The sequence below is a fragment of the Arthrobacter sp. P1_B11 genome, from assembly GCF_056406715.1.
The window spans coordinates 55,091-70,041 of sequence record NZ_JBFTZQ010000003.1; the positions used below are offsets into that span (position 1 = coordinate 55,091).

Annotated in this window: 8 protein-coding genes; 3 read left to right on the forward strand and 5 right to left on the reverse strand. The window is 62.9% G+C overall.

The genetic code is table 11. The features are described 5' to 3' along the window. The first annotated feature begins 2,013 nt into the window (after positions 1 to 2,013). The gene (locus AC1D14_RS03640) at positions 2,014 to 2,358 is read left to right on the forward strand and encodes a hypothetical protein (protein ID WP_476968058.1); all 345 of its coding nucleotides are present in this window, start codon (positions 2,014 to 2,016) and stop codon (positions 2,356 to 2,358) included. Between the two features lie 3,880 nt (positions 2,359 to 6,238). On the opposite strand, the gene trxA is transcribed toward AC1D14_RS03640, so the two are convergent. The 5 genes from trxA to AC1D14_RS03665 form a co-directional block, all read right to left on the reverse strand. Continuing rightward, complete coding sequence (trxA, locus tag AC1D14_RS03645; RefSeq protein WP_230119132.1) at positions 6,239 to 6,565, reverse strand: thioredoxin; 327 nt, start codon at positions 6,563 to 6,565, stop codon at positions 6,239 to 6,241. A 38-nt stretch (positions 6,566 to 6,603) separates the two neighbouring features. After that, positions 6,604 to 7,560: a thioredoxin-disulfide reductase gene (gene trxB, locus AC1D14_RS03650; RefSeq protein ID WP_476881197.1), complete on the reverse strand. Its 957-nt coding sequence runs from the start codon at positions 7,558 to 7,560 to the stop codon at positions 6,604 to 6,606. 302 nt (positions 7,561 to 7,862) lie between these two features. Then, on the reverse strand, positions 7,863 to 9,623 hold the full coding sequence (locus AC1D14_RS03655; protein WP_476968059.1) for an ABC transporter substrate-binding protein: 1,761 nt from the start codon (positions 9,621 to 9,623) through the stop codon (positions 7,863 to 7,865). 173 nt (positions 9,624 to 9,796) lie between these two features. Continuing rightward, the gene (murJ, locus tag AC1D14_RS03660; protein ID WP_476968060.1) at positions 9,797 to 11,947 is read right to left on the reverse strand and encodes a murein biosynthesis integral membrane protein MurJ; all 2,151 of its coding nucleotides are present in this window, start codon (positions 11,945 to 11,947) and stop codon (positions 9,797 to 9,799) included. A gap of 71 nt (positions 11,948 to 12,018) precedes the next feature. After that, a complete protein-coding gene (locus tag AC1D14_RS03665) occupies positions 12,019 to 12,519 on the reverse strand; it encodes an NUDIX hydrolase (RefSeq protein WP_230119167.1) in 501 nt (166 codons plus the stop codon). A gap of 196 nt (positions 12,520 to 12,715) precedes the next feature. On the opposite strand from AC1D14_RS03665, the gene AC1D14_RS03670 reads away from it, so the two are divergent. Together AC1D14_RS03670 and AC1D14_RS03675 are read left to right on the forward strand one after the other, a co-directional pair. Continuing rightward, positions 12,716 to 14,236, forward strand: a complete 1,521-nt coding sequence (locus AC1D14_RS03670) for a CCA tRNA nucleotidyltransferase (protein WP_230119136.1) — start codon at positions 12,716 to 12,718, stop codon at positions 14,234 to 14,236. Then, positions 14,237 to 14,818: a histidine phosphatase family protein gene (locus AC1D14_RS03675; protein ID WP_476881193.1), complete on the forward strand. Its 582-nt coding sequence runs from the start codon at positions 14,237 to 14,239 to the stop codon at positions 14,816 to 14,818. The last annotated feature ends 133 nt before the right edge of the window (positions 14,819 to 14,951 follow it).

Here is a 14,951-nt window from a genome sequence, read left to right on the forward strand (position 1 = left end):
GCATCGTGTGGACAAGGGACTGTCCGGTAGGACGTCTTTCGTCTGCTGGGGCCTGCCGGGGCCCGCTCAAACGACTCCCTGGAGCAGTTGGCCGCGCGCTCCCGATGGGCATTCAGGAGCCCCCTAGCCGTTGCACAGCCTGAATCAAGAGCAAGGGCGAAGTGTCTGCCCGGCCATGGGTTCCGGGCCCCTCAGCGGCTCGGGATGAGCTTGGTGCCGTCCTGGGGACGCCGCGGTCCTCAAGGAACAGCAGCTGATGGCCAGACAATGATCGGCTGCGACGCACCCGCTTGAACTGCAGCCCGCGGCGACCATCGGCAGGTCGCAGGCCCGAAGGACGTACGGACCCGATCCGAGACGAACGGACCTTCCGCGTGCAGAAGAGGTGTTTCACGTGAAACGATCTGTTGGCTGTGCAGTTCGGGGTGCCATTCACTGCACGGATCGTACTCTGCGGGTCATGGTCGGTCAGGTGTGAGCGGGGTATCCAGAATCGCGACGTATCCAGAGCGGTGTATCTAGAACTGAGTCCACCGAGATGCCCCCGTATTGTTTGACCACCCCGATCACGGCCATGTTTCACGTGAAACTTCCGCGTACGCCCGACATGAACTTTAAGAGGAGATCCAGTGTTCCACCTCCTTTGCTCCACCTCTTGCCGGGCTCCGACCCTCTGCCGGCTGGCGGCCGGGGTTGCGCAGTGGTTCCGTTGACTGCGGCGCGCAGGATGAGCAGCAGGAAGCCCCGCCCCATCGGAGCGATGCCGTGTCGCGAGGCAGTGCCGAGCGGAACCCTCTCCCTTGGGCGCCAAGCCTTAGCGATTCGGGGGTTGGCATTCGATTGGGACTCAGCGGACGAGCTTTCTTGAGAGCTAACTGTCAGCGTGGCGTCCGGCATGACCACTACTTTCCCCACCATCACTGTCACCGAACGCCCGATCCTGTCAGAATCCTAACCTTATTGGAATCCGTACACTGGATGAACGTGTTCCGGTGAACTCCAACAATGGCCTCAACTATCGTTGAACAGTTTGTCGGCGACTCAGAAGGCGAATGCCGCCAAATGGTCGAGATATTTAGATTGTCCAGGCCACGGGCCCCGGGCTCGCATGTAACGACAACTGAGAGGCGAGTGGGCATCACTCCCCACAAGGAAGCAGGCGACCTAAAAAGCAGGCTCCCTGGAGTGGCGGAGTACCGGCCTTCCCTCACCACCCTCCCCCTGAGCACCTTCCCGGACCACCTGGTGAGTACCGCGGCGCACAACGTCTCAAGTGCAACTCTGCCGACGTCGTTTCACGTGAAACATGAGAGGGGGCGGTGGTGGCCCGTGCATCGAATATAGCGGTGGGCCAACGATGGGTCGTTGTCCCCCATTCGCACAGGCTCCGCCAAGGGCCCTGCCGATATCACCAGGCTAGGCTGGTTACATGGCTCTGAGGCGCAAAGCGTCGGTTGCGTATGGGAAGCGGGACCTGTGGCGACCAGTTGTCCGGCTTTCTGACAAGCCAGGTCCCCGCGAGCCGGCGGAGGCGTCTCGACAACGCACAATACGGAGCAGGCCAGCAGCGCCCTGATTGTTGGGCCGTTTTCTCTATCTTCGGGCGAGATCTCCGTGATCGACTGGCGAGCGTATCGACCAAGACGAGCGCGGCCACGATCAGGATGTCGATAGCGACCAGAACTATATCGGCACTGCCCCCAACGGAAGGCCCTTCAGGGTGCCTCCCTGGCCAATGATTTCCCACCGACGGCCCGCGGAGACCACAAGTTGCCCAGTCGGGGGCAGCGGTCTGTGTCGTTCCCCGTCAGACCGTTCCGGTCTCACTGCATCAGACTCGGCGAAGGGTGACCCGTCTCGTATCCCCATAGGCGAATGGGATTCCCTAGCGGTGGCACCCACGATAGTTGGGGCCCGTTGGTCAGACCCGGCTGACAACTTCCCGCACGTCTGTGAATGCCCCAGGGTTGACGCCGGTTGATCCCTTGAGCGAAGGTCCCATCCAGGAGGGGCGTGACTGTGGATACACCGGTGGATACTGCAGTGGAAAACCCTGTGGATAACTCTGGGGATACATGGCTTCCTTTCGCCGACCCCAACGGCGGCTTCCCTGATTCGTTTCGGTGGGTCGCACCGTTCCATGGCGACAACGGGCCAAGAAGAAGCGCATCGTTTCACGTGAAACAATGCGCAGCCATTCGCGTTGGTGTGGACACGGCGAAAGATTGCGCTATTTTGCGCGTGATTAAGCGAATTTGGTTTAGCATGATCACTGTTCGGCGGACACATATTGCTGTGGCATTCGGTCGCCAGGCTCTGCCCCGCGCTTCTCTGAAAGATGCCATTCGTCGTCGGTGATCGACAAGACGGCATGCATTCCGAAATTTCAGGCTGATGTCCTACGCTACTGTGGAAAAGTCTGTGGATTTCGATGTGGATAACCATGTGAATAATCTCATGTCTCTTCCGCCAAAAGTTGGCGGATTAGTCACGTTCGCCACGTCCCCGCTGCTTCAATGCGTCTTCGGTGGATGGCTTCAGGACGGTGGATGGGCTCGCCGCCAGCGGCAATGAAGTCACGTGGAAGTTTCGTGGGGTGCCGGATGCCCCGGGGCCCAAGGCGTTCCAGAGGAGCTTTTGTACCCGGCCGGCAAGCCGGAGCCGGGCGGTATCTTCATCGAGTGGCTCAGTGGCCATCCTACGTTGGGGGCTCCACAGACATCCCGCAACGGCTAGGAATGGGGCCGTGCCCGAGGAACACTGGCTCCGGCTGGCAGCAGGAGGCGCCTCGAAAGCAGGACCGCGCTGTGGCCGAAGCTTGGCCTGGTGCGATGACGCATTCTGCTGTAAACGTGCCTACAGCGACTTCGGCCTGTGCAGTTCCATGAGCGTACGTGGCGCGGCCTCGTCCGTGAGTTTCGCGAATGGCCGTGGGGTCGGTGCCACGCACATGGTGGGTCATTGCAGTATGCCGCGGCTGCGCTGTCGAGGCCGGGATGCTGCACTGCCGTCGCATGGTCCACCGCGTCGTAGTACGTCGCCAGGCAGGGTCCTGAGGTTCTTCCGAGCTGCGCCTGCTCACTCAGGTGGCGACGTCGTGGGGCAGCGACGGCAGACGAGTCGCGGGAGCCGGTGACGGTGAACGAGTCTTGGGGGGCGGCGACGGTATGCGCCAGGGTCTGCTGAGCCATGTCGTGGCTGATGGGGCGGGCAGCGCGAGTGCATTCCACCTGGGCTTGTGTTGTGTATAGATTGGCGCTGGCTGTAGATCTGCAGGCTGTTGGACTGCCGGTTCCTTTCCCCGCCCGTCTGCCTGACCCCAAGCCAAGCGGCTGGTAGCTAAGCGCACTCGTAGCTAAGCGCGCCAGAAGTACTCATGCGGATGTCCGCACTCGCCACAATCTTGGGCGACGCGAACGGACACTCACACGTGGTCTCCGTTGGTCTGTGGTGCACCGTCGGCGCTTCGGTGCCCGCGAGTAGAGGTTTCACGTGAAACACCTCGTGCGCGACGTCGCCGACGGAGCTTCGTTAGGCCGGTCCGAATAGACCATTCTGAATTGAGTCGAATCGACGGCCGCTGCCTTGGTCCACTCCTCTGGGGCCGCGGAGCAGAAAGATATGTCAGCCTGGCAGGCTACTTCGTGCGTTAGTGCGTCCATCCACTGTCCGAGTTGCAGTCTTGTCCGAGTTGCAGGCTCCGCGCGAGACGTCCTTGGCTGTGGCCGAAAGCAATGATCTCTTCACGGGAATAGCAGGATTGACGGGACATGCCCACTAACAACAACCCAGCGACCCGATCACTCGCTTGCCCAAGGATCGCCGGGCGGCGGAACAGTTGGGCGCTGTTTCACGTGAAACATCGTCCATCATTCGTCCTCATCACCACCCCCGAGGTGGGCAGGGGCATCCGACAGCAGGACGGCGGCGCAATCGGCCAGACATCATTGAGCCTGTTGCCCCGTGGGATGAGCCGCCTTGAGGAGCCGGGCCCTGTTCAGACATCCCGGCATGTACAACACGGATCGCTAGGGCGACTGACTGCGCGATCCCAGCACGGTGTGGATGGGACAGTCCGTTGCGAGGGTGTTTCACGTGAATCAACGTGCACGGCGAACCCTCCCGTGCGGATCGCCAGTACAGGTGCGGCAGCCAAAGTGCTGCACTATCGGGTTTCGGGGCTGCGTATACGTGGATGCCTGGGAACTCAACGGTGTTTGGCCGGCACTAGCACTAGCCCACGTCATCTTTAGTGCCCCGCAAGCTTGCTCGGACGCCTTCAGGCTTGCCTCAACGGGACAGCGCTAATACTCACGTCTGCGCTCCACTTTCCCCCGTCTTCTCGGTCTTCATCAGATTCTGCAGGCTTCTGCGTGTCAGAACTGGCCCTCAGCAAGCTGTGGGACTCAGCAAGGTGCAGGTTTTCCCCGGGCCTTCTTCGGCCCCGGAAGCCGGAATAATGAATCACAGGAGTCGTCTTCTGAAGTGGTCAGAAATGTAGGGCTCGTCGAGCTGAGACATCTAGGGGCAAGTTTTCGCTTCGGTTCCCTCCTCTCCGGCGAGTGTCTGCAGCGCGCGGTCGGTTTTCAGCCAGCGTGCCGTTCGCCTGTCCTGCGGGCGCTCGTTCTCCCCACGTCTCCTGGCCTGAACACCCAGGCGGTTCTTGTTTGGCCGACTGTCTCAAGGGACGATGGCGATTTCTTCCCGAAGCACCGTTGGATCCCTCGGCGGTCTCGATCGCCCGGTCGCGTGCTGGCGTTGACTGCTTGCAGTGGCAGTTCGGCGACAAAAATTGGGCCTTCAGGGGGAAGGTAGAGAGGAGGTCCATAGCGCTTCCGCCAGTTCATTCGCGTCCGTGGGTTGTTTTGTCATGTGCTTCTAAGCTGCCGAACGACGATTGTTGCGCGTCCACCGACATCGGATCGTCTTCTTGCGCAGTGGACCAGCTAGGCGGCAGAGGTGCAGTTCGCCGGCAGCGGAAGGCTCATAGGCGCAAGAGTGCATGGTAAATGCAGAATGAGACGATTAGGGCTCCTGAGAGTGAAGGCACGCCGTACGAGGGTTGTGGGTTGATAGGGCTTGAGCCTGCGAGCAGACGGGTTTGTCGGGCAGCCGGCGCCTGGGGACGGACGCCGTTGCGTCGTCAGGCTGCTGGGTCGCCAATCCGCTGAGTCGCGGGCATGGAGGCCGGAAAATGCAATGACGTGTTTCACGTGAAACACGACATCAGGCTGGCCAGCAACTCAGTGCGCGTGAATCCGGGCAGGCATAGCAGTATTCGGGCCTTGGTCCCCCATTGCCCAGCAGACCCTGGTAGTCGGCAAATTCACTGCCAAGTCGAAAAGCCGCATGTAGCCCGCTGGAACCGCGCGGCATACCCGGTCCCCGCAAACAAAGGAAGGCAGTCGATTGCCCCGTGATCCGATCCTCTGAATCCCAAGCGATATTCCGGCCAATGGCTGTCGAGAGCAGTTCCAAGTACTTCGGGGTGTTGGTGCGTATTCTTGCAGAAGACATCCCGTTTGGGCCAAAGGGTTTCACGTGAAACATGCGGCGTCAGGCACAGCTTGGTGCTACCTGAATAGACACCCGGGCCCTACCGCCACGTCGCAAGCCACGTCACCGGTCACCTACGACGCAGGGGTCCTACGACGGCGCCCGCGTCCACCGTCCGAGGCAGTGAGCAGACGGGGAAGGGTGCAGCCTTCTGTCGGAGTACTCGATCCGCTCTGCGCTGACGAGTGTCCTACAGCCGGCGCACATCCTGAAGCAAGTGTCCGGCCAGCATGGCAGGCAAGAGATCAATGGGGCCAACCTGTGATCGACTCCCAGCGGGATCGATTCCCAGGGATTACTGAGCCGAACGACGTAGGTCCGCCGCTGCAGCAGTGCTGCCTCGTCCCACAGAAGATTTGAGGGAACAGTGCCCGTGTTTGGTACGGATGTCGGTTGTTATGCACACTCGAGGGTATGCGGACAGTCGCTGGTGCGGACCACTGCACCTCTCTCCTTGCGCAACTTTGCCTAAACACGCTCGCCGACCGCCGCAATCGGACGCCGGCACCAACAAACGGCTAAGGATTACCTGCAACTGCGGCAAGCAGTCCACACCGGGGTAAAGAGCGCGAGGCAGCGATCGACAAGGGCCATTCAGGCTGCAAGCAAAACAAAAGTGGCCACCGCTCCCCTGGAGTGGTGGCCACCGGTTTGCCGTCAGGCGGCAGGCGTCGTGCTCTTGTCAGGACAGAACGTCCGCGAATTCCTTCTCGAAGAACTGCTTCGGCTTGGCGCCGATGACGGTGCTCTTCACTTCGCCGTCCTGGAACAGGTAGACGGCAGGAATTGAGGTGATTCCGTATTGGGCTGCGATGTCGGGGTTATCGTCCACGTTTACCTTGACGACGTTTACCTTCTCCCCGTACTCCACCGAGATTTCGTCCAGGATGGGGCCGAGCTTACGGCAAGGACCGCACCATTCAGCCCAGAAGTCCACGATTACCGGCTTGTCAGCAGCGAGTACGTCCGTGCTGAAGCTTGCGTCTGTTACATCTTTTGCGTTGCTCATAACCCTTGTCTCTCTCTTCGAATGGTGTTCAGCGCCGGTCAGGCGTGAAGGTCAGCGAGGTAGTGCTCTACGTCGATCGCCGCGACGCAGCCCGAGCCGGAGGCCGTGATGGCCTGGCGGTACGTAGGGTCCACGACATCCCCGGCCGCGAAGACCCCCTTGATGCTCGTTCGCGAGCTGCGGCCCTCGACGGCGATGGTTCCGGCGTCGGTTATCTTCAGCGCGTCCTTGACTAGTTCGGTCCGGGGATCGTTGCCGATCGCCACAAAGATACCCGTTACGGGCAGCTCGGATTCCGTACCGTCGAGAAGGTTTTTCAGTTTCAGGCCGGTGACCTTGTCGTTCCCGAGTACGTCCTCCACGGCCGTGTTCCAGACGAATTTGATCTTCTCGTGCGACTGCGCGCGGTCGCCCATGATCTTTGACGCCTTCAATGTATCGCGGCGGTGAATCACCGTTACGGACCGGGCGAACTTGGTCAGGAACAGTGCCTCTTCCATCGCGGAGTCACCACCGCCAATGACGGCAATGTCCTGGTCCTTGAAAAAGAAACCGTCGCAGGTTGCGCACCAGCTAACGCCATGGCCGGAGAGACGCTTCTCGTTCACGAGGCCAAGCTCCCGGTACGCGGAACCGGTGGAAAGAATAATCGACCGGGCGCGGAAGGTCTCCCCCGTGGCGATGGTGACAGACTTGACGTCGCCGTCGAGGTCCAGCGCCGTGACGTCCTCAAACTGGACCTCCGTGCCAAAGCGGACAGCCTGCTTTTCGAAGTTCTCCATCAGGTCCGGACCCATGATGCCTTCGGGGAAGCCAGGGTAGTTCTCGACGTCGGTGGTGTTCATCAGCTCGCCGCCCGCGGTGACGGATCCGGCCAAAAGCAATGGATTGAGGTTGGCGCGCGCCGTGTACACGGCGGCCGTGTAGCCTGCCGGACCGGAGCCGACGATGATGACATCACGTACTTCTGACGCGCTGTTTTCTGCGTTGCTCACTGAACGGTGAACCTCTTCCTTAGTCGATGCGCCAGCCTTGCGGCCGGCCACATGGCACAACTGATTCGTGGTGCCGAATATTCCAGACGTAGTGGGAGGCCTGGTGCAGCCGGTTCGGGGCTGCACGCACACGCCATCACAAGACGTCCCCCAAGGTTACCGTCTTGGGCTGTGTCAGGGCGTGCGCGTTACCTTGCAGCGACCGTCCAGGGGAGGCCCGTGCCAACTGGATCTCATGCCGACAGGCCCTGCCAAGAGCAGGCGGCAGCAGCTCTGTGACTCGCTGCTACTGAACCTTGCTGCTACTGAACCTTGATTTCTGCGAGGCGCAGGCCGAAGCCGTAGCGGGTCTTCGGGGCAGCGAGCCGGGGTAGGTTCTTGATGGTGACGATCACGTACTGGGCGGTGACGGGTTCAGCCAACGGCATGGTGAGGTCAGTGGACGTGAAGCTGTTGGTGCCGACCTGCTTGGCGCCGTCCAGGGAAGGACGGTCGTTGGTTAGGACGCTGATGCTGCCGCCTGACGCCCCCAACTGGTTCAGGGTGATTGAAGATACCTTCGACGGGCCCTTCAGCTTGACCACGAGGGGAACGCCGTCCGGAGCCAGGCCACCCCAGTCCTCGGTGGCGAACTCCATGTCAGACCAGTAGCTGGCCGCGTTGCCGTCAAACGTCTTGGTGAGGTCGTTGTCATACGTGGAGGCAAAATCGAAGGTGCCGAGACGCGTAACACCCTCCACGGCGGGCGGACCCGCCGCAGGGGCCGTGCTCTGGGTCGGCGAAGGCTTTGCGGTGCCGGACTGCCCAGCGGCCGACGAGGCCGCTGACCCGGGGGTTGCCTCGGCTTGCGGGGCACTCTTGAAGAGGCTGCCGAGGTTGGTGACGGCGAAAATGAGGCCGACGATCAGCACGGCTGCCAGCAGCCCGCCAACGAGCCAGCGCATGGAGCGCGGTTCCCGCCGGGGCTCGTCATCTTCGTCGTAATAGTCGCCTGCAGCGGCAGGGCTGCTGGTCTTGGCGACGGCAGGGAAATTACCGGCCCGCCGGTCCGTGGGCCGAAGCTGGGTGTCCCCATCGTCGGCAAACTCGTCCTCGGCGAACCCGTCGTCGGCGAACTCGTCCCGGTCCCCGGTGTCCTGGTCCCCGGGGCCGTAGCCGTAGTCGTCCTGAGACCACAAAGACACCTTGGGCTTCTCCTGGCCGCCTACGACGCCGGCAGCTGCTCCCTCCCGCGAGCCGGCAGCCACGTTTGCGGAGCGGTTGCCTTCGCGCTGGAGCAGTGCCTGTTCAACGTTCTCACGCTGGACGGGCTGCGGTGCCGTGTTCTCGGGGGCTTCAGTCTGCTGTCTGCCTTGGGCGGCTGCTGCGGTGCCGGCTGCAACACCGGCACCTGCCGCGATACCGGCGCCTACGCCAATGTTGCGGGCACCCGCGGACGGCACGGCAGCCGGGCGGCTTTGCGGAAGCGGCGGAACAACGGGTGCCTTACGCACCGGTGCACCCGCAGCGTTGGCGCCGGCCGGTTGGTCCGATGAGCGCTCACCGGGCGTACGATCACCGGAACCGCGCCCGGATGCAGGACTGTCTGCAGGCGCCGGATAAGGGTCAACCTGCCGCGCTTGGGTGCCGCCGTAATTGATGTAGCCGGCGTCAACCTCTTCCTCGTCGTCATAGACTTCCGGCTCGTGGGAGCGGGCCTGGCCGAAAATTTCGCTGCCCAGGGTGTCCGTAAAGAACGGCTCGACGTAAGGAAGGTTAGAAGCGACCACCAGGTCCAGCAGGTCAGCGGCGGACGTGTGGTTGGTGATGAGGTACGTGGTGGCTTCGCTGACGCCAAGGTCGAGGATCTGCACGCTGCCCGGGCGTTCGCCGGTGGCCACCTCGCGCGCACTCTGGGCCACCTGGTCCGCGTTGTGGGGACCGGCCACCAGGATGCTGACCGGCCGGTTGAGCACCTGGTCCACACCGTCCAGCACCAGATCCTGGTCATGTGAGGTCAGTACTGTGGCCGTGACCTTGTAGCGGCCGCCAAGTACTGATCCGACATCGATCGGGTGGGACACGTGTTCCTCCTAGGCTGTCCGGGAATTGCGCGGGCCGTGGTGATTTCGTCACCGCGGGAAGACCTCCGGCAAGCCGGTTGACCCTGACCTGCAACTACCCTTGTTCTTTTTCGATCCTAGCCGATGCTGCGCAACGGCCGTGTGAGACGGGGCTGGACAAATCGGGTAGGCGGTTATTTTCTCTTCTTGCGTCCGGACTTGAAATACGGGTTTTGCCCGGTCTTTCCCTGGAACGTCCTCCGGCCAGGGAGGGGGATCTCGTCGCGCAGGGCGTGGCCGCGGGCCGTGCTGGGCACCTCTTCCTCCGGCAGGTAGGAAACAACATCGCCGGAAGGGTGAACGTCCGGTTCCGGCAGCGGTGCCGGTCCCGCGCGGAAGGAAGCGGAATCGAATTCGCCCGAGATCCGTGGAATCAAGCCGGTGTCCATCGACACCGTGGCGCGTTCCGCCGTCGGACGCCCTGTTAAAGCGTTGGCAGCAGGGGCGCCGGCCGCCGAAGCCGTTCCGGCGGAAGCTCCGGCCGGACGTCCGGCCGGCGTCGCGGGCGGCGCAGCAGCTCCGCGGCCGAGCCGCCCGAGCAGCGGCCGCAAAAGGTCCCGCAGTTCGGTGACACGGAACAGCTTGAGCAGGAGCAAGTAGACGGCCAGCATGACCGGCCCGACGACGACGATGGTCACCAGTGCGGCAGGCCGGCTGCTCCACGCGAAGCCCACCGGACTGTAACTGCCCAGCAGCCAGAGAGCGCCGACACCTGCCACAGCTGCGCCGAGTGCGGCGTAGCCCATCCGTATATATGAGTTGGCGATCCTCGGCCCGTCCAGATGGCCCAGGAGGCGGCGCAGGAAGGACGCACTCACGATCACGGAGAGGATGTTTCCGCCGGTGTAGAGGATGGCGATGGCGAAGATGATCTGGTCGAACGGGAGGAACTGGATGAAGAACGCCGACACGACATTGACCAGCGCCAGGACCAGCTGGATGTAAAACGGAGTCCGGGCGTCCTCGTTGGCGTAGAAGACCCGGGACATCATGAAGTTCGCGCTCATGAACGGCGTGCTGAGAGCCAGGATGGTGAGCGTCTGGGCCAGCATGACACCGTCCGTCCGCAGCCCGCCGGAGAAGAACATGCCCAGCGGCCCCGCCAGGGCGAAAAGCGCCAGGGCACCGAACACGGTGGCCACCGCCATGGTCCGCAATCCCTGTGACAGGGCATCGCGCAGTTCGTTCCGGTTGCCATCCTGCGAGGCGCGGGTCATGCGGTTGAACAGTACTGTGGCCAGGGAGAGGGCGATGATCGAGTGCGGCAGCAGGTACAGCTGGCTGGCCACCTCAAGCACGGCATTGCCGGGCAGCATGGCCGCGCCGGCGAGGTCGCCGGCTTTCTCCAGCCGGAGCCGCTCGGCGCCGGGGATGGTGGCGATGCGCATGACGTACAGGAAAGCGAGCTGCCCGACGGCGGCGGTCAGGAGCGTCCAGACGCTCAGCTTTGCCGCCTGGCCGAGTCCCACTCCCCGCCAGCCGAAGCGCGGACGGAGGCCGAGTTTCAGCCGGAACACCGGGATCAGCAGGATGGCCGTCTGGGTCATGACGCCAATCGTGGAGAAGCCTGCCACGAAAAACGTCTGTGAGGCGCCCCAGTTGTCCAGGGAATGCGGATTGGCGACGTTGGCACCGAAAAGCCAGATGAACATGCCCAGGCCGGTGATGGCCACCACGTTGTTAAGGATGGGTGCCCACATGGCCGGGCCAAAGGCGCCGTTGGCATTGAGGACCTGGGTCAGCAGGGCGTACAGGCCGTAGAAGAATATCTGCGGCAGGCACCAGAAGGCGAAGGCAACGGCCAGCGACTTCTGCTGCGGCGAGTAACCCTGGGTGGTCAGTTCGATGACCGATGGTGCGAGCAGGGTCACCAGCAGGGTGAGGGACAGCAGCACCAGCACGGCCAGGGTGAGGAGCCGGCTGATGTAATCCGCTCCCCTGTCCGGCGCCTTGCTTGCCTTGATAATCTGCGGCACCAGCACAGCATTGAAGACACCGCCCGCCACCAGCAGGAAGATCAGGTTTGGCAGGTTGTTGGCGTTGATAAACGTGTCGTTGACCGTGGAACCCAGGCCCAGCGCGGCGCCCAGCATCCAGGTCTTGCCGAAGCCCAGGATGCGGGAAACCAGCGTTCCGGCAGCCATGATGGCGCTGGAGCGGGCCTCCCCGGGCTGTGCGCCACCGGAATTGGCGGCGCCGGAAGCAGCCCCACTGGCGGGCACCACACCGGAAGGTGCTTCGCCTGGCTGCGCGGGCTGTTCGGACGCTGGATTGGCTGCTGACATCGTCTTCATCGTCTCACCCGCGCGCGCATAATGCCGCAATCCGCGGGGACCAGGCACGGGTCCGTGGGCCGTCAGAGGTGTTCGGGGAGGACTTCGCGGGCCAGGTCCGCGATACGGCGCTCATTGGGAAAGGACAGTTTCCGGGCGAGCTCGTGGATCGGTACCCAGGCAACATCCACTGCTTCCTTGTCAGGATCATTTTCGATGGTGAGCTCGCCACCAGTGGCGCGCAGCAGGTAATGGTGGACGGTCTTGTGCACACGGTGCCCGCTGACGGTGAACCAGTAGTCGATGCTGCCCAAGGGGGCCAGGATGTTGCCGTCGATGCCGGTCTCCTCGGCGATCTCGCGCACGGCGGCTTCCTCGTTGTTTTCCCGGCCTTCCGGATGGCCCTTCGGCAGGCACCATTCCAGCCGTCCGCCCCTATTAAGGCGGGCGATAATCGCAACCCTCAGTTCGTCGTCGGACGTGTCCACCACGACGCCGCCGGCGGAGATCTCCTCGACCGTGGGGAGGGAGGCCGGAGCCGAGTGCGGGGCAGGCGCGATATGGGCACCGATTGCCGACGGCAACGGTGGGTTTGTCCTCCTGCCGGGGGCGCTCGGTACGGGATGGGCCATGCAGTCCACTCTAACGACTCTTGCCCCGTGGTGATGACCGGAACATGGCTTCAAGATGGACTGCATGTGACGCACTTTGCATCCTCATCCCTGCAATCCCCGTGATTTGGTGTGGTTGGGAGTGGTTTTCTGACAAGCTTAAGTAACTATGGCGCACGCACATGAAAAGACTGATCTCCACACCGTTGACTTCCAGGTGGACCCGGTGGTCCTGGAGCTCGGCCAGCGCTTCGTGGACGCCGGTCATGAGCTGTCGCTCGTGGGCGGTCCGGTAAGGGATCTGTTCCTTGGCCGCACGTCCCCGGACCTCGATTTCACCACCGACGCCACGCCTGACCAGACGGTGGCGCTGATTAAGAAGTGGGCGGACAACTTTTGGGAGATCGGGCGCGCCTTCGGAACGATCGGGATGCGCAAGGCCGGCTTCCAGATCGAGATCACCACGTACCGCGCCGAGGCATACGACCCGGAATCCCGGAAGCCGGTGGTCGCGTTCGGATCCTCACTGACGGATGACCTGCTCCGGCGGGATTTCACCATTAACGCGATGGCGCTGCGGCTGCCGTCCATGGAGCTGATCGACCCTTTCGGCGGTGTCCGGGATCTGCACGCCTCCGTCCTGGCAACCCCCGGTGCCCCCGAGGCCTCCTTTTCGGACGACCCCCTGCGCATGATGCGTGCGGCGCGCTTTGCGTCCCAGCTGGGCGTGGCCGTCCATGACGACGTCCGGCTGGCCATGACCCAGATGGCCGAGCGGATTACCATCATCTCCGCCGAGCGGGTGCGCGATGAACTCGTCAAGCTGATCTGCGGGCGCCACCCGCGCGTCGGCGTGGACCTGCTGGTGGACACCGGCCTGGCCGAGTTCGTGCTTCCCGAGGTGTCCGCACTGCGCCTCGAATCCGACGAGCACCACCGTCACAAGGACGTCTATCAGCATTCCCTTCAGGTCCTCGAGCAGGCGGCCAGCCTGGAGACCGACGAGGAAGGCCCCGTGCCGGGTCCCGATTTTGTTCTGCGGTTCGCCGCCTTGATGCACGACGTCGGGAAGCCGGCTACGCGGCGTTTCGAACCGGGCGGCGCGGTCAGCTTCCGCCACCACGACATGGTGGGCGCCAAACTCACCGCCAAGCGGATGAAGACCCTTCGCCTCGACAACGACACCATCAAGGCCGTCGCCCGCCTTGTGGAACTTCACATGCGCTTCTACGGCTACGGCGAGGCCGGGTGGACCGACTCGGCCGTCCGCCGCTATATCACCGACGCCGGACCCCTGCTGGAACGCCTGCACCGCCTGACCCGCTCGGACGTCACCACCCGAAACCAGCGCAAGGCTGAGCGGCTGGCTTTCGCCTACGACGACCTTGAAACCAGGATTGCCGCCCTTCGAGAGCAGGAATCCCTGGACGCCGTGCGCCCGGACCTTAACGGCGCCCAGATCATGTCCCTGCTAGGCCTAAAACCTGGGCCCGTGGTGGGCAGGGCCTACAATTTCCTGCTGGAGGAACGGATGGAGAACGGTCCGCTCGAACCGTCCGACGCCGAGTCACGGCTTCGCGTCTGGTGGGCGGCCCAGCCCGAATCAGCAGCTGAAGCACCTCAGCCCACGGCGACCGACTCCGCAAAGTCCCCCGCCGACGTCGAACCTTCCCCAACCGAGGAGTCCTAAGTGAACGCTGCCAACATCCCCCGTCCCCAGCTCTGGATCCTGCGGCACGGCGAAACTGAGTGGTCCAAGAGTGGTCAGTACACAGGGCTCACCGACCTCCCGTTGACCGTGGAAGGCGAACAGCAGGCGGTGGAGGCCCGCAAGGTCCTGGACAGTGTGGATTTCGACCTCGTGCTGACCTCCCCGCTGCGGCGCGCCCGCCGGACCGCCGAACTCGCGGGATTCCCCGACGCCGTCCACGAGCCCCTGGCCGTCGAGTGGGATTACGGCGACTACGAAGGCATCAGCTCGGACCTGATCCGCAAGGACAACCCGGATTACCTGATCTGGACCCACGGGGTTCCCAACGGGGAGAAACTGCAGGACGTGGCGGCCCGCGCGGACAAGATAGTGGCCCGGGTCTTGGAGTCTGGCCTCGACAACGTCCTGATCGTGGCGCACGGCCACTTCTCCCGCATCCTCACCGCCCGATGGCTGGAACTCGACCCGGAGGAAGGCCGGCACTTCATTTTGGGTACCGCAAAAGTGTGCACCCTTGGCTGGGATAAAAGGACACCGGCTATTGTCCGCTGGGGGCTCTAAGAATGCTTTGTTCGGGATTCTAAAACTTCGTTTGAGAATTAACTAGTCAACTGCATCATTCCTGGTGTATTTTTATTTCTGACCCCAGAGCGACTTTGCCAGGGTCACGGCGCGCGTTGTCCGGCCATTCGGC